The organism is Kitasatospora sp. NBC_01300 (assembly GCF_041435235.1).
Lineage (GTDB): Bacteria > Actinomycetota > Actinomycetes > Streptomycetales > Streptomycetaceae > Kitasatospora.
Map to the genome: position 1 here is coordinate 5,130,528 of NZ_CP108408.1, position 17,411 is coordinate 5,147,938.

The following is a 17,411-nucleotide window of genomic DNA, read 5'->3' on the forward strand; positions in this document are numbered from 1 at the left end:
CTGGGCGGCGCTCAGCCGTCCGTTGTGGAGAGGAACGTTTCCGTGGGCCAGCTGCCCCTGTTCTTCCTGGTGCTGCTCGCCTCCGTGGTGACCATGCCGCTCGCACGCAAGACCGGAGTGCCGCAACCGGTCCTGATGACCCTGCTCGGCATCGTCATGGCGCTCGTCCCGCAGATCCCGGACGTCACCATCGAGCCCGAGCTGATCCTCCCGCTGGTCCTGCCGCCGCTGATCTTCGCGGTCGCCCGGCGTTCCTCGGTGCGCTACTTCAAGGCCAACGTCCGCTCGATCCTGCTGCTGGCCGTCGCCCTGGTGGTGGTCACCACGGTCGCGGTGGCCGGGGCGGTGCACTGGCTGCTGCCCGCCCTGCCGGTCGCCGCCGCGATCGCGGTCGGCGCGCTGGTCTCCCCGCCCGACCCGGTGGCCGCCGTCGCGGTGGCCGGCAGCGTCGGCCTGCCCCGGCGCCTGGTGTCGATCCTGGAGAGCGAGGGCCTGTTCAACGACGTCACCGCGATCGTCGTCTACTCGCTGGCCATCGAGGCCGTGGTCAGCGGCGACTTCTCGGTCGGCCACGCGGTGCTGCGCTTCATCCTGTCCGCGGTGCTCGCCGTGGTCGTCGGCATCGCCCTCGGCTGGGTCAACACCAAGCTCGCCGAGCGCCTGGACGACCCGACCCAGCAGGTCGCGCTCAACCTGCTGGTGCCCTTCGCCGCCTACGCCATCGCCGAGGAGATCCACGGCTCCGGCGTGCTCGCCGTCGTGGTCTGCGCGCTCTACCTCGCCGAGCGGGCCTCCGACGCCGACGCCGTCTCCTTCCGGCTGGTCGGCAACGCCTTCTGGGAGGTCGTCGAGATCCTGATCACCGGTGTCGCCTTCGGCCTGATCGGCCTGGAGCTGGCCACCGTGCTCAAGGAGGCCGGCCGCGGCTGGACCGGCTTCATCGGCGACGCCGCCGTGGTCATCGGCGTGGTCGTGGTGGTCCGGCTGCTCTGGCTGCTGCCGGCCGGCTGGCTGTCGAAGAAGCTGCGCAGCGGCGACGACGAGGACACCCCGTTCAGCTGGAAGGAGAGCGTGATCCTCTGGTGGTCCGGCATGCGCGGGGTGGCCACCGTCGCCCTGGCCCTCGCCATCCCGCTCACCCTCCACTCGGGCGAGGAGTTCCCCGAGCGCGGCCGCCTGGTCTTCATCGCCTTCAGCGTGGTGCTGTTCACCCTGCTGGTGCAGGGCCTCACCCTGCCCTGGCTGGCCAAGCGGTTCGAACTGGACATCGACCAGGACAAGCACGAGCAGGCCGTCCGCCAGCTCTGGTGGCGGGCCGCCAAGGCCGGGCTCAGGCGGCTGGGCGAACTGGAGGAGCAGGACCGGCTGCCCGCCGAGGTCGCCGACCGCCTGCGGGACCGTCAGCACGACCGGCTGGCCCGGCTCTGCCCGGAGAACTACGCCGAGGAGGAGGCCGCCGAGGCCAAGCTGCGGCTCAGCCAGTGGCGGGCCGCCCGGGAGGTCGAGCAGGAGATGATCGCCGCCTCCCGGCGCGAGATGCTCGCCGCCCGCAGCGAACTCGGTGCCGACCCGGAGCTGGTCGACCAGGTGCTGCGGGGGCTGGACCTGCGCTCGGAACGCAAGTGACGGCCTGTCCGGCCCCGCCGGGCGGAATGTGCGCGACCGGCTCCGAGGTTGCATAGGCTGAGCCCGGGCAGGCCGTCAACGGAGTCGGCGCACCACCAGTACCCGCACGACCTCGCGAGACCCTCACCGCCTGGCCCTGCCGGTTTCTGCACCCAGATGAATCGAGGAACCACCGATGTCGGAGACCCGTGCCGACGCCCGCACCCCGCTCGACCGCACCCCGCAGTGGGCCGCCCTCGGCAAGCACCGGGCCGCGCTGGGCGAGACGCACCTGCGCGAGCTGTTCGCCGCCGACCCGGAGCGCGGCCGCCGCTACACCCTCCAGGTCGGCGACCTGCACGTGGACTACGCCAAGCACCTGGTCACCGACGAGACGCTGGAGCTGCTGCGCGAACTCGCCGCGGCCACCGGCGTCGCCGAGCTGCGGGACGCGATGTTCCGCGGCGAGAAGATCAACAACACCGAGCACCGCGCCGTCCTGCACACCGCGCTGCGCGCCCCGCGCGGTGCCGTGATCGAGGTCGACGGCGAGAACGTGGTGCCCGCCGTGCACGCCGTCCTCGACAAGATGGCCGGCTTCGCCGAGCGGGTCCGCGGCGGCGAGTGGCGCGGCCACACCGGCAAGCCGATCCGCACCGTCGTCAACATCGGCATCGGCGGCTCCGACCTCGGCCCCGCGATGGCCTACGAGGTGCTCCGCTCGTTCGCCAAGCGCGACCTCGACGTCCGCTTCGTCTCCAACGTGGACGGCGCCGACCTGCACGAGGCGGTCCGCGACCTCGACCCGGCCGAGACGCTGTTCATCGTCGCCTCGAAGACCTTCACCACCATCGAGACCATCACCAACGCGGTCTCGGCCCGCGACTGGCTGCTCACCGGGCTGGGCGCCGGCACCGAGGCGGTGGCCAAGCACTTCGTCGCGCTGTCCACCAACGCCGAGGGCGTGCGGGACTTCGGCATCGACACCGACAACATGTTCGAGTTCTGGGACTGGGTCGGCGGTCGCTACTCCTACGACTCGGCGATCGGTCTCTCGCTGATGATCGCCATCGGCCCCGACGCCTTCCGCGAGATGCTGGACGGCTTCCACCTGGTCGACGAGCACTTCCGCACCGCGCCGCCGGAGCAGAACGTCCCGCTGCTGCTCGGCCTGCTCGGCGTCTGGTACGGCGCGTTCTTCGACGCCCAGGCGCACGCCGTGCTGCCCTACTCGCACTACCTGTCGAAGTTCACCGCCTACCTCCAGCAGCTGGACATGGAGTCCAACGGCAAGTCGGTGACCCGCGACGGCTCGCCGGTGACCTGGCAGACCGGCCCGGTGGTCTGGGGCACCCCCGGCACCAACGGCCAGCACGCCTACTACCAGCTGCTGCACCAGGGCACCAAGCTGATCCCGGCCGACTTCATCGGCTTCGCCAAGCCGGTCGCCGACCTGCTCCCGGGCCTGGTCGCCCAGCACGACCTGCTGCTGGCCAACTTCTTCGCCCAGACCCAGGCGCTGGCCTTCGGCAAGACCCCGGAGGAGGTGGCGGCCGAGGGCGTGCCCGCCGAACTCGTCCCGCACAAGACCTTCCAGGGCAACCACCCGACCAGCACCATCCTGGCCGCCGAGCTGACCCCCTCGGTGCTCGGCCAGCTGGTCGCGCTCTACGAGCACAAGGTCTTCGTCCAGGGCGCGATCTGGAACATCGACTCCTTCGACCAGTGGGGCGTCGAGCTGGGCAAGGTGCTCGCCAAGCGGATCGAGCCGGTGCTGCTGACCGGCGAGGGCGCCGAGCAGCTGGACAGCTCCACCGCCGAGCTGGTCGCCCGCTACCGCGCGCTGCGCGGCCGCTGAGCCCCGGTCGGGCCGTCCGCTCCGGCGGGCGGCCCGGTCCTGTTCGCTCGTCCGCTCGTTCGCTGATTCGCTGATTCGCGCGGGAAACGCCGAGAGGCCCCTTGCTTTCGCAAGGGGCCTCTCGGCTGTCTGTGCGCCGCCAGGGACTCGAACCCCGGACCCGCTGATTAAGAGTCAGCTGCTCTAACCAACTGAGCTAGCGGCGCCTGCTGACAGAGAAGACTTTAGCAGCGCCCGGGGTCCGCGCCAAAATCGAATACCGGCCGTCTGCCGTTCACCCCCCGGTCACGGCGGCCGCGCCGGCCGGCACGGCCGCAGCCGGCTCCCGGGCCGCCCGCACGCACGCCCACAGCACCACCGAGGCGCCCGGCAGCCACGGCTCCCGATCCTCCGGGGCGACGATCCACCGGCCGGAGCCCAGTCCGGGGGAGTCCGGGCCGTTCACCATCCGCTGCACCGGCGGCACGGTCACCGCGTCGCCCTTGCCGTGGCACAGCAGGGGCGGCACGTCCCGGGCCCACTCCTCCCAGGCCAGCAGCCGGCGCAGCCGGGGCCCCGCGCCGGGCTGGACGAACAGCAGCGTCCGCCCCCGGTAGGAGGCGACCGGCCCGCAGCCCGGCCCGGAGGCCCACAGCTCGTCCAGCACCCGGCGGCCGAACAGCGACGGCATGCTGATCACGTCGAAGGCGCGCCCGCAGGGCAGCACCGAGGGCGCCCACGGCCGGGCCTCCCAGAGGGCGCGCATGCTGCGCGGGTACTCGCTGGCGGAGGCGAGCCAGGCCTCGCCGGCCACGGTGACGTACTCCACCGACTGATACGTCCAGATGTCCACGGACAGCAGCCTGTGCCGTCCGCGGGCCGGACGGGAGGGAAAGCGCGGTTTGCCGGACAGGACGACGGGGAACGGCGTACCCTTCCCCGCTCGCGCATATGCCAGCGGCCGATGCCGCAGCGTCGCAGCGCCGGGGCACCGGGGCGCGGCGCTCCGGTGCCCCGTGCCCGGCTGCGCTCAGTCCTCGTGGCGGCGGGGCTGGAGCAGCCCGCGGCCGTACTCGATCATCTTGGCCGCGTAGTCGGGGGTCCAGTCCGCCCGCTGCGCGATCTCGGCGTCGGACAGCGCGTCGAAGCGGCGCGGGTCCGCCAGCTGTGCGGCGGCGACCGCCTGGAAGTCGGTGGCCCGCTCGGCGGCCGTCCGGAAGGCCAGGGCCAGCTCGGTGGAGCGGCGCAGCAGGTCCGCGGGGTCGTCGATCGACTCCAGATCGAAGAATCGTTCCGGCTCCGGTTCGGCGGACTGCGGCTCGAACAGCAGCTGCACCGGACGCAGACGCCGCGCGGGGTCGGCCTGACCGCCGTGGTCGGACGCCTTCGTGTGGGAGTCGGGCATGAACGGACACCTCCGGGTCTCGGTGGGGGTGGGCGGCGGCTGCTCCGGGCCGCGCCGCACGGCCGTGGCCGCCGTCCATTGTCGCGCGGCGGCGGCCGGTAACGGAACGGTGCGCGTGCGGGCGCTATTCCCCCGCACGCGCCGGGGTCGCGCTACTCCTTCGGGTGGTCGGGCGCGTGCGGTGGCGCCGGGGCGCCTGGGCCGTCGTTGTCCCGGGTGTTCCAGCGATCCACCACCCCAGGGAGAACCCATGCCCCTACGCAAGGGCCTCGCGGCCGGACTCCTGCTGATCGCCCCGGCCCTCGGGCTGGCCGCGGCACCTGCGGCCCGGGCCGCCGAGACGACCACCGTGGTGACCGGGCCGTGGAGCGGCCCGGGCGGCTGGTCGACGGCGACCTGCCCCCAGGGCTCCCACCTCACCGGGGGCGGCTACGCCTTCCGGCCCGCCGCCTCCGGCGACGCCGTCCTGGTCAACGCGCCGAACCCCGACGACCCGAGCACCTGGGCGGTGCGGGCCGGGCACGGGAGCGTCCAGGCCTACGCCGCCTGCGAGACCGAGACCGAGACCGAGACCGAGACCGAGACCGAGACCTGACCCGCCCGGCGGCTCAGCCCAGCCGCACCCGGTGGCCGCTCAGGTGGTCCAGCACCTGATGGTTGGCCTCCCATCCGTCCGGGAAGGCGACCGGGACGCCCAGCTGGACCGGCTCGGTGGACGGGTGCTCGTCCAGCAGCTCGCCGATCCCGGCCCGGGCGACCACGATGCAGGCGTGCCGGTGCCGGGAGGCGAGCACGCACAGCCGGCCGGTCTCCAGGTGGAAGGCCGTCGCGTCGGGCCGTCCGGACAGCGGGTGCAGCACCACCGTGACGTCGTACTCGCGGCCCTGCAGCCGGTTGGCGGTGTCCACCGTGACGGCCGGGCCGGCCGCCTGGTCCACCGGGACGCCCACCTTGAGCAGGGCGGCGCGGACGGCCGCTGCCTGGTCCCGGTGGGCGGTGCCGACCGCGATCCGGTCCGCGGTGAGGGGCGCCTCGCCCTGTTCGGAGCGGGCCGTCAGCCCGCGCTCCAGCAACCGCCGGACGGTGGCCGCGACGGCCGCCACCGCCTGCGGATCGGTCCGCACGGTGTGCCGGGCGGGCAGCTCCAGCAGCGCCCAGCCGTGCTCGGCGGCCCGGTCGATCGCGGCGTCCAGCGCGCCGCCGTCCGGCCGGACGGCGGCGGTCAGCCGGCGGTCGTCCGGGCCGGTGCCGGAGCGGAACGGCGTGTACGGGTAGAACGCCCGCGAGATCAGCGGCGCCGCGCTGGCCGGCAGCCGCCAGGAGACCGGCAGCCGGTGCGGCTCGATCTGCGGGTTGTGCGCCAGCATGGTGACCACGGCGCTGCTCGACGGGTCGTACGACAGGCCCGCCCACTGCTCGGTGCCGACCACGGTGAACGGGTCCAGCTGGCCCGGGTCGCCGACGAACAGCGCCCGCTCGAACAGCCGGGCCACCGCGAGCAGGGCGTCCGAACGCATCTGGTACGCCTCGTCGACGATCGCGTGCCGCCACGGCGCCTCGGCCCGCACCCACTGCCACTTCGCCGAGGTGGAGACCACCACGTCGTGCTCGACCAGCTCGGCGACCTTGTCGGAGGGCGTGACGTTGGCGTGCTTCAGCACCTCCGGGCCGGGCCGGGCGTCGGCGGCGTGCAGCCGGCCGATCGTCAGGTCCGGTGCCTTCTCGGCGAGTCGGCCGACCAGGTCGTCCACCTGGCCGTTGGTCTGGGCGACGATCATCAGCCGCTCGCCGGCCTCGACCAGCTCCCGGGCCGCCCGCACCACCAGCGTCGACTTCCCGGCGCCGGGCGGGGAATCGACCACCACGCCGCGCGGGGCGCCGGCCGCCGGGTGGACGGTCGCGGCCAGGATCCGGGCCACGGCGGCGTCGGCGGCCGCGCCCGGTGCCTGCTCGGCGCTCGACTCGGCCATCATTCCCACTCCTCGGAGACGGGCGGGGCGGGTACGGGCGCGGGTGCGGCGCCGGGCGGGCCGCCGTGCGTCCACGGGGTGTCGTCCGGCTCGGGCAGCGGCGCGGACTGGCGGACCGTCAGCTCGAACAGGGTGAAGGTGACCGGATCGCCGGGCTCGGGCAGGCTGCCCGGCTCGGGCTCCTTCCGGCGCCCCATGCCGGACAGCAGGCGCAGGGTGATGGTGCCCCCGGCCGGGTCGACCGCCGCGATCTCCGCCTTCTGCGGGGACCGGCCGCCGCCGGCCTCCGGCTGGGGGGAGCCCCACACCCGGTGCGCCTCCCGCCCGAGGTCAGCGTGCGGGCGGTCGGCGGTGCGCAGGGTGATCAGCGGGCGCGGCTTGGGGGAGCGGCCGGTGGTGTCGTAGTCCGGCACCACCTCGGTCACCACGCCGCTGAACGCCTCGCCGGACAGCCGGTGTTCGGCCATCGCCAGCGGATCGTCCAGCGCCTCCTGGACGTCCAGCCGGGTCTGCTCGCGCTCGCGCTGGGCGAGCTTGCGGGCGGCCGTGACGGCGTCGTCCTGCCGCGGCTGCGGCGGCTCGCCGGCCGCCAGCCGGTCCCGGTGGCCGGTGTAGGACCAGCGGTCGCCGGTCCAGCGTTCCGCCAGGTGCCCGGCGGGCGGCAGCCCGCGCAGCAGGTCCAGGCCGCGCCAGACGTCCCGCCAGGTGGGCAGCAGCACGGCCGCCAGCACCTCGCGCAACTGCTCGACCGCCGCCCGGACGGCCGCCCGGGCACGCTCGGCGGCGGCCTCGTCGCGCTGCTCGGTGCTGTGCTGAAGGGCGGCCGTGGCGGTGTCGTAGCGGGCGATCGCCGGGGCGAGCACGAACTCGTCGAAGCGCGGATCGGTGGCCGGGCCGGCCGGCGGGTGCAGCAGCTGCCCCCGGTCGTCCCGGGCGGACTCGGCGCGCTCGGCCGCCTCGGCACCGGTCAGGCCGTCCGGCGGGGCGTGCCAGGCCAGGTGGGCGGCCAGGTGCTGGTCCTCCAGATGGCTCTGGCCGGTGGCCCAGTGCCGGGCCAGCAGGCCGGTCATCGGCAGCAGCAGGCTGGTGCCCGGCACCTGGGCGCGGTCGGTGAGGTGGGTCAGCCAGCGGCCGAGCAGCGGCACCCGCACCGGCGCGGGGTACGGCCCCGGCTCGTCGTCCTCGACCGTGCGGCGGAACCGGGTGGAGCGGCCGAGCAGGGCCAGGTGCCGCACGCCCGCGCCGTTCGGCACGATCAGCTGCGGCGCGTCGGCGCACAGCTCGCGGAACACCTGGGTCTTCTCGCCGGTCTCCGGGTCCTTCTCGGAGCCCTCGATCTGCTCCACGTCCTCGGCGAAGGACTCCAGGTACGGCAGCAGGTCGGCGGCCAGCTCGGCCAGGAAGTCGAACCGCAGGGTGCGGTTGAGCGGCTGCGGCACCAGGTGCAGCCGGGGTGCGTCCCGGTCGGTGCCCAGCAGCACCGCCAGCGGCGCGCCGGCCTCACCGGCGGCCGTCAGCGGCACGAGAACCATCGGGCGGTCGGACAGGTGCCGGTGCCGGACGGTGGCCAGCGGCTCGGCCCGCCCGCTGCGGACGGCCTCCAGCCGGGCGAGGGTGGTCAGCAGGCTCATGCGCCCGCCCCCGCCCCGGGCCCGCCGCGTTCGCGCACGGCCGTGCTGCGCCCGCTCATGCGTGGCCCGCCGTCAGGGTCTTGCCCAGCGCCTCGGCGCGCAGCGCGGCCGCGTAGGCCAGCCGCTCGGCCGCCTCGTCCACGTCGGTGTCGGCGTTCTCGTCCACGGCGGCGGTGCGCTCAGTGGCGGCGATGCCGGCCTCGGCGGCGGCCAGGGCCCGCGTCACCGTCCGGATGCTGCCCAGTTCGCCGCGCACGCCCCGGCCGAGCTGCTCGACCCGGTCGTCGCAGCGGGCCCGGGCGCGGCAGTGGAAGCCGAGCTCGCAGGTGGAGAGGCAGTCCGGGCCGTACGCGGCGGGCACCGCCTCGACCGAGGCGGTCAGCTCCTCGGCGGAGCGGGCCGGCACGCCCTCCTCGTCGGCCGCCAGGTCGAAGTCGGCGCCCGCCGGCAGCTCCGCCAGCAGCCGGTCGATGCCGGTCATCCGGCTCAGCTGGCGGCGGGTGGTGGCCAGTTCGCGGCGGACGTCGACGGCGACGGCCGTCGGCCGGTTGCCGAAGTCCTTCGGGCAGACCAGCAGCACGCTCGACCGGGGGCTGCCGGGCAGCCGCTGCTCGGTGTACGGGTCGGCGTCGAGCGGGTGGCCGGCCAGCGCGGCGGCGGTCCGCTGGAGCGCCAGCACGTACACGGCGGCCTGGCGGGCGGCGGCGCCGACCTTGGCCGGGTCCGCGCCGCCGTCCAGCACCGGGAAGGACTTGATCTCGACCACCGTGCACCGGCCGCCGTGCACCACGACCGCGTCCGGCTCCAGGTAGGCGGTGCCGCCGGCCACGTCCAGGCGCAGCATCGGGTGGTCCAGCAGCGTCCAGGCGTCCGGGTCGGCGGCGGCCCGGGCCAGCGCCTCGACCGTCCGGTCGGCCCGGACGGCGGGCCCGGAACGGTGCAGCAGGTCCGGCACCTGCAGGGGGGTGCCGCCGTCCGCCGGGACGCCGAGGTGGCCGCGCAACGGCTCCAGCAGCGCGGCGTAGTCGTCCGCCTTCAGCCGGGACTCGAAGATCACGCCGCGGGCGATCGCGAACGGGGACTGCCCGAACGGCGCGGGGCGGCCGAGCCGGGCGGCCAGCGTCGACTTGTCCACCCCCGCGGCGTCGAGCACGGCGCGGCGGTGGCAGCCCGGATTGGCGGCGAGCGCGGCGAGGGAACGGGCGTTCAGGCTGCGCTGCGGCGCGGGACCGCGCAGTTCGGCGAGCCGCTGGGCGAGCGGCTCAGCGTGCCCGGTGGACGGGACGTTCGTCGAGACGTTCATGGTGCGGCCCAGTGTCGCACCCGGGTCCGACAATGCGGTGCGGACCGGCCTGTTCCGGCCTGAACCGCGCGTGCGTGACAGGTGGGGACACTCCGCGACCCGGTCGGCCCGGACACCGAGGCCGTTTTCGGCCCGCCATCCCCTCCGGGCCGTTTCGGCCCGCCGCCGCCTCCGGACCGTTTCGGCCCGGCCCGCGATCGTGTCCGCCGTCCGGGTGAGGGATCATGGAACCCGGTGCTCAAGGGTGAGACCGACCGTTGCCACCGCCCCGCTGCGAGGAGCCTGCCATGCCCGCCCGAATCGTGCTGGTCCGCCACGGCGAGACCGAATGGTCGGCCACCGGCCGCCACACCGGCCGCACCGACATCCCGCTGACCGAGGAGGGCCGGGCGATGGCCCGCGCGCTCGGCGCCCGCCTCGCCAAGGCCCCCTGGAACGGGCTGCCGGACGCGCTCGTCTACACCAGTCCGCTCGGCCGCGCCAAGGAGACCTGCGCCCTGGCCGGCTTCGGCGACCGGGCGGTGGACCGCCCGGAGCTCCTGGAGTGGGACTACGGCCAGTACGAGGGCCGCACCGGCGCGGACATCCGCGCCACCGACCACCCCGGCTGGCTGATCTGGCGCGACGGCGTGCCCGGCGGCGAGAAGCTCTCCGAGGTGGCCGCCCGGGTGGACGCCTTCCTCGCCGGCCTCAACGAGGAGCACGGCGTCCCCGAGCCGGACACCACCGTCATGCACTGCGCGGACCGGGACGTCGTCCTGTTCGCGCATGGCCACCTGCTGCGCATCCTGACCGCGCGCTGGCTGGGCCTGCCGCCCGAGTTCGCCCAGCGCTTCAAGCTCGGCACCGCCGCGCTCTGCGTGCTCTCCTGGGAGTACGGCGCGCCGGCCGTGGAGGTCTGGAACGACCTCTCCCACCTGGAGGGCCTGACCGCCGGTCACTGACGGTTGGTCAGGAAGCCTGTCTCAGGCGGCCGCCGCCTGGTCGTACCCGGCCAGGAAGTGGCGCACCTCGGTCACGGCGGCGTGCGGGCGCAGCCGTTCGGCGGTGTCCGCCAGCATGCTCCGGATCCGGGCCGAGCGGACTTCGCCGAACAGCGCCACGGCGGCCGAACCGTGGTGCGCCGCACCCGCCAAGTCGCCCCGGCCGAGCCGGTCGTGGGCCAGCTCGGCGGTGTACAGCACCCGGTTGCGGACGAAGTGCGGCTTCTGCAGGGCTATGGCCAGCGCGGCCTGCTCGCTGGCGCGGTCCCAGTCGCCGAGTGCGGACCAGCACTGCGACTGCAGGCCGGCGATCTCCGCCTCGCCGAAGAAGGACATCCACTCCGGATCGTCCTCGGAGCGGCCGCGGCCGAACAGCGTGTACGACCGGGCGATCGCGCGTTCGCAGGCGGCGCGGTCCTGCAGCAGCGCCCAGCCGCCGGCCTCCCGCATGGCCAGCAGCGCGAGCAGCCGGGGGGAGTCCAGTTGGCGGGCGGCGACCTGCCCGGCCTGGGCGGCGCGCAGCGCCTCGCGGGGGCGGCCGGCGTCCCGGGCGAGGAAGGCGCTGTTGCAGAACACGTGCGCCTCCAGTGCGGCGTCGCCGGCCATGCGGGCGGTGGCGAGCGCCTCGGCGTAGAGCGAGCGGGCGTCCGCCAGCCGGTTCGAGTCGTGCGCCAACCAGCCCACCGAGATGGCGAGTTCGCCGGCCCCGGCCTGGAGCCGGCGTTCGGTCTCCGCGCTGTACTCGCCCTCGTTGAGCAGCAGGTAGGCGGTGCGCAGCGACTGCCCGGCGCGTTCGAACAGGGTGTCGCCGCCGTGCGCGTCGTCGGCCAGCCGGATCTCCCGGACGGCCTCCTCGACGCCGAGCACCTCGGCGGCGCCGACCTTGCGGGGTGGCGGTACCGGCCCGGGGCGGCCGGGCACGAAGGCGCCGGGGCCGGGCTCGAACAGCACCGGTGCGGCGGGGTCGGCGGCGGCACCGCCGGTGGCCGCGGCGGCGGCCACGGTCGGCCGGTCGATGCCGATCACGGTGGCCAGCGCGGTCGGGCCGCCGGCCAGGAACGTACGGCGACGCACGTCGTCGTTCTCCTCGTCGAGATAGGGCGATCCATCGGGCCCCCGGGGCACCGCGACGGCCTTCGGCCACGGGGGCCCGGTCGGAGCGGCTGGATCCGCGTACGGCGAGGCAGCGTACGGGAGTTGAGTGGAGAGTGGTGAGCGCGGGGCGGGCGGGGGCGGGAACGGTGGGTGGAGCGGGGGGGCTTCGGCCCTCCCGCCGGCGCCGTCCGCCGGGCGGCGGCGGACGGCGGTCCGGGGGGAGAAGCCGAGTTCGGTGAGCGTGCGATCCGGCCACATGTGCCGGAAGACCCGCTCGTAGGCGTAGTTGGGGCAGCGGATCTCACCGGATTCGACCCGCCCGACGTAGCGGGCGTCGCAGGAGACGTGCTCCCCGATCTCCCGGGCCGCCCGGCGCACGGCCATGGCGAACTCGCCGGGTGAGCGGTCGCCGCGCAGTGCGCGCATCACGGCGTTGGGTGACGGGCGGTTCGGCTCGGCCGGTGGGGTGGCTGCCATGGTGCGCTCCGTGGTCGTGCGGAGGGTGGTGGTGCGGGCGCGCGGCCGGCGGCGCCGGAGGTGCGCGGGTGTCGGGTGCGGGGGCGAAGTGCGGGTACGGTCCGGGTGTCGGCACGGTGGTGCGCGACGGTGCGGGAACGGCCCGGTGTGGCCGGTGGGGTCGTCGTGACCCGCCACCGACAGTACCGGGCGTGACCGGTCGACCACAGCCGGTTCGCGGGAGATGTGCCCCCAATTCGGTATAAAGCGGGCGTGGTTGCGGGTTATCCGCCATGAAATGCCATGCCTTGCTGTAAGGCGCCCCGTGGCCTGCGAGGTGTCCGCGGCGTTGTCCTGATACGTGGAAGCCCAGGCCGTCGCCCCGGCCTGCCGTCCGTCCCCGCGGCCCCCACCTCCCGGGTGGCGGCGCTTCCGACCCGACGAGGTACAGGAGGGCCCATGATGGCCACCGGACTGCCGCAGTACCGACCGGCCGCCGGCGGCGTGCTCGCCGGCGCCGCCCCCGCCCTGCTCCCCGACCCGGCCGACGACCGGTTCCCCGGCAGGGGCCCGGTCGAAGGCGGACGCGCCCCCCGCGGCGGCCGGCACCCCGGCCACCGCCTCGGCCCCGGACCGGACCAGGACACCCTCGTCACCACCTGCGACACCGTGACGGTCGCCCTGCGGCACGGCCTGGAGGCGGTGGACATCCTGCGGCTGCGCAGGGCCTGCGGGGCCGTCCTGCAGAGCCGCAACGGCAGCACCGTCACCTTCCTCGTCCCCGCCGGCACCAGCGAGACCTGGCACCTGCCCGGCAGTTCCTGTACCGCCGGCGCCCTGCTCCCGACCGCCACCGACCCACGGTGGGTGATGCCCCCCTCCGGCGCCACCTGCGCCGCCCGCCCCACCGACGCCTGGGTGCTCCGATCCGCCCTCTGCGAGGCCGCCTGCACGCTCACCGCAGGCGGCCTCGGTCCGTTCTAGCGGGCGTGCCGTGCGGATCCCGCCGGGCCCGCGAGCCTGGCCCGCCCCTCCGGCCGGATCCACCTGGCATGCCCCCCCGAACCTCTCCGACCTTCCTGAGCTCGACCTTCCTGATCTCCCTGACCAGCGAGGCCGCCCCGCCCGGCGGCGATAATGGCGGTCATGGGACGAAGCAGCAGAGCAGCCCGGGGCACGGGCCGCGGCACCGAGCGCGACACCGGGCCGGACGTCACCGGCCCCGGCGGCCGCACCCACGCCCAGGGCCCGCTCACCCGCGCGGTCGGCTCCGGCCTCGCCGAACTGCGCCCCGACCGGGACCGCCCCGCCGCCTGGTCGCTGCTGATCGACGGCGCCCCGCAGTCCATGGTCGACCTCGCCGACCCCACCCACCTCGGTTTCGAGTACCAGCGTCGGCTCGGCCACCTGATCGACCTGGTCGCCCCGTCCGGCCGCCCGCTCACCGTGCTGCACCTCGGCGGCGGCGCCCTCACCCTGGCCCGTTACGTCGCGGCCACCCGGCCCCGCTCCCGCCAGCAGGTCGCCGAGATCGACACCGCGCTCACCGAACTCGTCCGCACCGAGCTGCCGTTGGAGCGCAGCTGGCAGATCAAGGTGCGCGGCGCCGACGCCCGCAGCGTGCTCGAACGCACCCCCGAGGGCAGCGCCGACCTGGTCATCACCGACGTCTTCTCCGGCGCCCGCACCCCGGCCCACTGCACCACCGTCGAGTTCACCGCCCTCGCGGCCCGCGCCCTCGCCCCCGGCGGCTGGTACGCGGCCAACATCGCCGACGGCTCGGCGCTGCCCTTCGCCCGTTCCCAGATCGCCACCCTCGGCGCGGTCTTCCCCGAACTGTGCCTGGTCGCCGACCCCGCCGTCCTGCGCGGCAAGCGCTTCGGCAACCTCGTCCTCGCCGGCGCCCACGCACCCCTCCCGATCGCCGACCTCACCCGCCGCGTCGCCTCCGACGCCGCCCTCGGCCGGGTCGAACACGGGCCCGCCCTCACCGCGTTCGCCGCCGGGGCCGTCCCCGCCACGGACGCCACCGCCGCCCCCTCCCCGGCCCCGCCCCCGGGCGTCTTCCGCTGACCTCCCGGTTGGCCTCCTGGCCGACCACCGGCGGGGCTGTCCACCGCCGCCTGAAATCCGTTGACGGCGATCCGGCTTGCGGCTGACGGCGGCGGTTGCCGCCCCGGCCTGCGCCGCCCCGGCATCCCGACTCCGGTCCGGACCCGGAGCCGTTCCGGCCGGCGAGGAGTGCGACCCGGATCGGCAGCACGTCCGGTTCGCCCCCGGGCGTGCACGTCCGGGGCCGGCGCGGGAACCGTCGCCAGGAGCGTGAGCCCGGTCAGTGCCCGCGCGGCAGGCCGCGGTGCTTGCACATGGCCGCGCCGGTCAGCAGCAGCCCGGCGGCGATCGGCGCGAGGACGGCGGTCGCGGTGGCGGACCCGTCGCCCACGACCGTCACCGTGGCGGTGTCGGCGAGTACGAGGGTTTCGGACGGCTGGGCGGGTGCGCCGGGCCCGACCGGCGGGGCGGTGGTGGCGCCCGTCCGGTCACGGCTGGTGGCGGGCCCGGCCGCGCTCCGCCCGTCCGGGGCGGTGGCCTCCTGGACCGGGGGCGCGTCGGCCGCCCCGGACGGGCGGGTGGCGGCGGCCGGTGCGGCCGAGTGGCCTCCGGTGGCGCCGGACCGTGCGGTGGCGGGGAGTTCGGCGGGCCCGCCCTCCCGGGAGGCGCGGGTCTCGGCGGGGCGGCCCTGGGCGGGGACGGTGTCGACCAGGCCGGAGGCGATCGCGAAGGCGTCGGGGACGGCGGCCCGTTGCCCGGGCAGGGGGAGGCCGCCGGCCCGGATCCGGTCCTGGAAGACGCTGCCGACCGCATCGGTGGTGCCGTCGATCCCGGCGTCGGGGACGGCGCCGGTCAGTTCCCCGACGAGCCCGGGGGAGGGGCGGTCGGCCTCCTCGGCCGCCGGGCGCCCGGGGTCGGCGGAGCGCTCGGCCGACGGCCCGTCGTACGCGGGCCGCCCGGTCTGGACGAGCCGGCCGGGCGCCGGCCCGGAGGCCAGGGTGCGGAGGACGGCGGGTCGGGTCTGGTCCGGCAGCGGGTCGGCGGAGGCGTCCTGCGCGCCGAAGCCCCCGAGTTGGAGGAGGAGGGCGCCGCCGGCGGCGAGGACGCGGGGCAGCCACCGGCCGATCGCGCGCCGTGCGCCGACGCCGCGGGGGGCGGGTTCCTGGGGCTTGGTCGCGTGATTGGCTCGCATGTGAGTTGAGAACGAGCGGACGGGTCGTGAGGTCACGCCCGCCGTCACGGACAGTCATCGCACGGGTGGCCCCGGGGTCGGGTCGCCCGGGGCCACCGGCCGTGGCGCGGTCAGGAGTTGGGGCGCAGCGTCCAGGTGACGGTCATCACACCGGTGACGGCGCCGTCGGCGCGGGTGATCTCGACGGTGACCGGGAACTCGGGGCGGCCGCCGGCGTCCAGCTCGGCGACGACCTCGGCGGCGGGGCGGCCGAGGACGGCGGTGGCGGTGACCTCGCCCATGGCGAGCTTCTTGTAGGCGATCTCGGCGTTCACCGCGAGCGGCACGGCCCGGGAGAGCTGGTCGCCGAAGGCGGCGAGCACGATGCAGCCGCTGGCGGACTCGGCGAGGGTGAACATCGCGCCGGCGTGCGGTCCGCCGACGTGGTTGTGGTACTCGGGCTGGTCGGGCAGCCGCAGGACGGCGCGGTCCGGGGTGGTCTCCAGGTACTCCAGCTTGAGGGTGCGCGCCATCGGCACGGTGGAGTCGAGCAGCTGGCCGATCGAAGGTGTGGTCATGGCAGGAATGTTACTAGCCGGTAGCTTCTGGCGGCAGGCCTGCACCGGGAAAACCCGAACCACGGTGGAGAGTTGAGGGAACGCGAAAACGCCTGAGGGGCCGATCTCTCGAAGAGATCGGCCCCTCAGGCTCTGGGGTGAGTGACGGGACTTGAACCCGCGGCCACCTGGACCACAACCAGGTGCTCTACCAGCTGAGCTACACCCACCATCTGTCCGGCTCGTTCCCGCTTCCGCGTTCCCGTTCCGACAGGAAGAACTCTACAGGATCCGAGAGGGTGCTCGCGCCAGGCTTTCGCCCGGGCGAAAGCGGGCACCTCCCCCGGGCTCCTCGGGTCAGCCCTCCGGGGCCTGGTACTTCTCGGCGATGGCGCGCGCGGTGTCGGTGTCCGGCCCGGGCTGCGGGACGAACACCGCCTCGCGGTAGTACCGCAGTTCGTCGATGCTCTCGCGGATGTCGGCGAGCGCCCGGTGGTTGCCGCCCTTCTGCGGGCTGTTGTAGTACGCCTTCGGGTACCAGCGGCGGGCCAGCTCCTTGATCGAGGAGACGTCCACGATCCGGTAGTGCAGGTGCTTCTCCAGGGCCGGCATGTCCCGGGCGAGGAAGCCGCGGTCGGTGGCCACCGAGTTCCCGCACAGCGGCGTCCGGCCGGCCTCCGGCACGTGCTCGCGGATGTACGCGAGCACCCGCGCCTCGGCCTCGGCCAGCGTCACGCCCTGCTCCAGCTCCTCCAGCAGGCCGGAGGAGGTGTGCATCGCGCGCACCACCTCGGGCATGCCCGCCAGCGCCTCCGCCGGCGGGCGGATGATGACGTCCACACCCTCGCCGAGGATGTTGAGCTCGGAGTCCGTCACCAGTGCCGCGACCTCGACCAGGGCGTCCTGGTCGAGGTCGAGGCCGGTCATTTCACAGTCGATCCATACCAAACGGTCATTCACACAACTCACCCTACGGCGCGATCACGCGCCGCGGGGACCGGCGGAGCCGAGCGGGGCTCCGGGGCACAGCCCTCGGCCTGGTGCTCCTCCGCGCCGCCGTGCGGGCCGTGGCCGTCCGGCCGCTCGCCCTCCCGCCCGGTCCGGACCGCGTGACCGTCCCGGGTCGGACGGGCCTCGCGCGCCGCCCGGGCACCGTCGGTCGCCGCCGCCCGGCCGCCCTGCGGACGGGCCTGCGGCACCCGCGCCTGGCGACCCCGGAGCTCTCCGGCCCCGGTCGTCGGCTGCCCGGTGGGGGCGGGGGCCGGCACCCGGCCGCTCGCCGAGCCGTGGCCGCGGGCGGAGCCCGCCGCGGCACCCGGTTCGTCCGCGGGCCGTTCGACCGCACT

General features: G+C 75.3%; 15 protein-coding genes and 2 tRNA genes. 6 read left to right on the plus strand and 11 right to left on the minus strand.

Features of this window, described 5'->3' with window-relative positions:
• Nucleotides 1-42 precede the first annotated feature (42 nt).
• Nucleotides 43-1,626 carry a Na+/H+ antiporter gene (locus tag OG556_RS22900; protein WP_371518858.1) on the plus strand — a complete coding sequence of 528 codons (1,584 nt, stop codon included), beginning with the start codon at nt 43-45 and terminating at the stop codon, nt 1,624-1,626.
• A 175-nt stretch (nt 1,627-1,801) separates the two neighbouring features.
• Nucleotides 1,802-3,463, plus strand: a complete 1,662-nt coding sequence (gene pgi / locus OG556_RS22905) for a glucose-6-phosphate isomerase (RefSeq protein ID WP_350882566.1) — start codon at nt 1,802-1,804, stop codon at nt 3,461-3,463.
• Nucleotides 3,464-3,595: 132 nt separating this feature from the next.
• On the opposite strand, the gene OG556_RS22910 is transcribed toward pgi, so the two are convergent.
• The 3 genes from OG556_RS22910 to OG556_RS22920 all read right to left on the minus strand — a co-directional run bounded on the left by OG556_RS22910 (nt 3,596) and on the right by OG556_RS22920 (nt 4,847).
• Nucleotides 3,596-3,669, minus strand: a tRNA-Lys gene (locus OG556_RS22910).
• Between the two features lie 68 nt (nt 3,670-3,737).
• A complete protein-coding gene (locus tag OG556_RS22915) occupies nt 3,738-4,295 on the minus strand; it encodes a bifunctional DNA primase/polymerase (protein WP_063349288.1) in 558 nt (185 codons plus the stop codon).
• Between the two features lie 177 nt (nt 4,296-4,472).
• The gene (locus OG556_RS22920) at nt 4,473-4,847 is read right to left on the minus strand and encodes a hypothetical protein (protein WP_363583584.1); all 375 of its coding nucleotides are present in this window, start codon (nt 4,845-4,847) and stop codon (nt 4,473-4,475) included.
• A gap of 250 nt (nt 4,848-5,097) precedes the next feature.
• On the opposite strand from OG556_RS22920, the gene OG556_RS22925 reads away from it, so the two are divergent.
• Nucleotides 5,098-5,442, plus strand: a complete 345-nt coding sequence (locus tag OG556_RS22925) for a hypothetical protein (protein ID WP_371518862.1) — start codon at nt 5,098-5,100, stop codon at nt 5,440-5,442.
• A 13-nt stretch (nt 5,443-5,455) separates the two neighbouring features.
• On the opposite strand, the gene OG556_RS22930 is transcribed toward OG556_RS22925, so the two are convergent.
• Genes OG556_RS22930 through OG556_RS22940 form a run of 3 tightly spaced genes read right to left on the minus strand, consistent with a single transcriptional unit; the run spans nt 5,456 to nt 9,751 of the window.
• Nucleotides 5,456-6,820: an AAA family ATPase gene (locus OG556_RS22930; protein ID WP_371518865.1), complete on the minus strand. Its 1,365-nt coding sequence runs from the start codon at nt 6,818-6,820 to the stop codon at nt 5,456-5,458.
• On the minus strand, nt 6,817-8,448 hold the full coding sequence (locus OG556_RS22935) for a hypothetical protein (RefSeq protein WP_371518868.1): 1,632 nt from the start codon (nt 8,446-8,448) through the stop codon (nt 6,817-6,819). Before OG556_RS22935 ends, OG556_RS22930 begins: the two co-directional genes overlap by 4 nt.
• Before the next feature lie 55 nt (nt 8,449-8,503).
• Nucleotides 8,504-9,751, minus strand: coding sequence for a hypothetical protein (locus OG556_RS22940; RefSeq protein WP_371518871.1), 1,248 nt, complete (start codon nt 9,749-9,751; stop codon nt 8,504-8,506).
• A 287-nt stretch (nt 9,752-10,038) separates the two neighbouring features.
• Here OG556_RS22940 and OG556_RS22945 point away from each other — a divergent pair, with 287 nt between their 5' ends.
• Nucleotides 10,039-10,695 carry a histidine phosphatase family protein gene (locus tag OG556_RS22945; protein WP_371518874.1) on the plus strand — a complete coding sequence of 219 codons (657 nt, stop codon included), beginning with the start codon at nt 10,039-10,041 and terminating at the stop codon, nt 10,693-10,695.
• Nucleotides 10,696-10,716: 21 nt separating this feature from the next.
• Here OG556_RS22945 and OG556_RS22950 read toward each other — a convergent pair whose 3' ends face one another.
• Nucleotides 10,717-12,306: a tetratricopeptide repeat protein gene (locus OG556_RS22950; protein WP_371518877.1), complete on the minus strand. Its 1,590-nt coding sequence runs from the start codon at nt 12,304-12,306 to the stop codon at nt 10,717-10,719.
• A 438-nt stretch (nt 12,307-12,744) separates the two neighbouring features.
• Between OG556_RS22950 and OG556_RS22955 the strand changes: the two genes are divergently transcribed.
• A complete protein-coding gene (locus tag OG556_RS22955; RefSeq protein WP_371518879.1) occupies nt 12,745-13,269 on the plus strand; it encodes a hypothetical protein in 525 nt (174 codons plus the stop codon).
• A 153-nt stretch (nt 13,270-13,422) separates the two neighbouring features.
• Nucleotides 13,423-14,358 (plus strand): spermidine synthase, encoded by a 936-nt coding sequence (locus tag OG556_RS22960; protein WP_371518882.1) that lies wholly within the window; start codon nt 13,423-13,425, stop codon nt 14,356-14,358.
• A 259-nt stretch (nt 14,359-14,617) separates the two neighbouring features.
• On the opposite strand, the gene OG556_RS22965 is transcribed toward OG556_RS22960, so the two are convergent.
• From OG556_RS22965 to orn, 4 genes are all read right to left on the minus strand, one after another.
• Nucleotides 14,618-15,529: a hypothetical protein gene (locus tag OG556_RS22965; protein ID WP_371518884.1), complete on the minus strand. Its 912-nt coding sequence runs from the start codon at nt 15,527-15,529 to the stop codon at nt 14,618-14,620.
• Between the two features lie 110 nt (nt 15,530-15,639).
• Nucleotides 15,640-16,086, minus strand: coding sequence for a DUF4442 domain-containing protein (locus OG556_RS22970; protein WP_371518886.1), 447 nt, complete (start codon nt 16,084-16,086; stop codon nt 15,640-15,642).
• A 133-nt stretch (nt 16,087-16,219) separates the two neighbouring features.
• Nucleotides 16,220-16,295: transfer RNA gene (locus tag OG556_RS22975), tRNA-His, on the minus strand.
• Nucleotides 16,296-16,422: 127 nt separating this feature from the next.
• A complete protein-coding gene (gene orn / locus OG556_RS22980) occupies nt 16,423-17,025 on the minus strand; it encodes an oligoribonuclease (protein ID WP_063349299.1) in 603 nt (200 codons plus the stop codon).
• Between the last annotated feature and the right edge of the window lie 386 nt (nt 17,026-17,411).

What these genes read in the sequence shown, in the direction of transcription:
- pgi (WP_350882566.1), top strand. Translation starts at nt 1,802, where the DNA reads ATGTCGGAGACCCGTGCCGACGCCCGCACCCCGCTCGACCGCACCCCG.
- OG556_RS22920 (WP_363583584.1), bottom strand. Translation starts at nt 4,847, where the DNA reads ATGCCCGACTCCCACACGAAGGCGTCCGACCACGGCGGTCAGGCCGAC.
- OG556_RS22925 (WP_371518862.1), top strand. Translation starts at nt 5,098, where the DNA reads ATGCCCCTACGCAAGGGCCTCGCGGCCGGACTCCTGCTGATCGCCCCG.
- OG556_RS22930 (WP_371518865.1), bottom strand. Translation starts at nt 6,820, where the DNA reads ATGATGGCCGAGTCGAGCGCCGAGCAGGCACCGGGCGCGGCCGCCGAC.
- OG556_RS22935 (WP_371518868.1), bottom strand. Translation starts at nt 8,448, where the DNA reads ATGAGCCTGCTGACCACCCTCGCCCGGCTGGAGGCCGTCCGCAGCGGG.
- OG556_RS22940 (WP_371518871.1), bottom strand. Translation starts at nt 9,751, where the DNA reads ATGAACGTCTCGACGAACGTCCCGTCCACCGGGCACGCTGAGCCGCTC.
- OG556_RS22945 (WP_371518874.1), top strand. Translation starts at nt 10,039, where the DNA reads ATGCCCGCCCGAATCGTGCTGGTCCGCCACGGCGAGACCGAATGGTCG.
- OG556_RS22950 (WP_371518877.1), bottom strand. Translation starts at nt 12,306, where the DNA reads ATGGCAGCCACCCCACCGGCCGAGCCGAACCGCCCGTCACCCAACGCC.
- OG556_RS22955 (WP_371518879.1), top strand. Translation starts at nt 12,745, where the DNA reads ATGATGGCCACCGGACTGCCGCAGTACCGACCGGCCGCCGGCGGCGTG.
- OG556_RS22960 (WP_371518882.1), top strand. Translation starts at nt 13,423, where the DNA reads ATGGCGGTCATGGGACGAAGCAGCAGAGCAGCCCGGGGCACGGGCCGC.
- OG556_RS22965 (WP_371518884.1), bottom strand. Translation starts at nt 15,529, where the DNA reads ATGCGAGCCAATCACGCGACCAAGCCCCAGGAACCCGCCCCCCGCGGC.
- OG556_RS22970 (WP_371518886.1), bottom strand. Translation starts at nt 16,086, where the DNA reads ATGACCACACCTTCGATCGGCCAGCTGCTCGACTCCACCGTGCCGATG.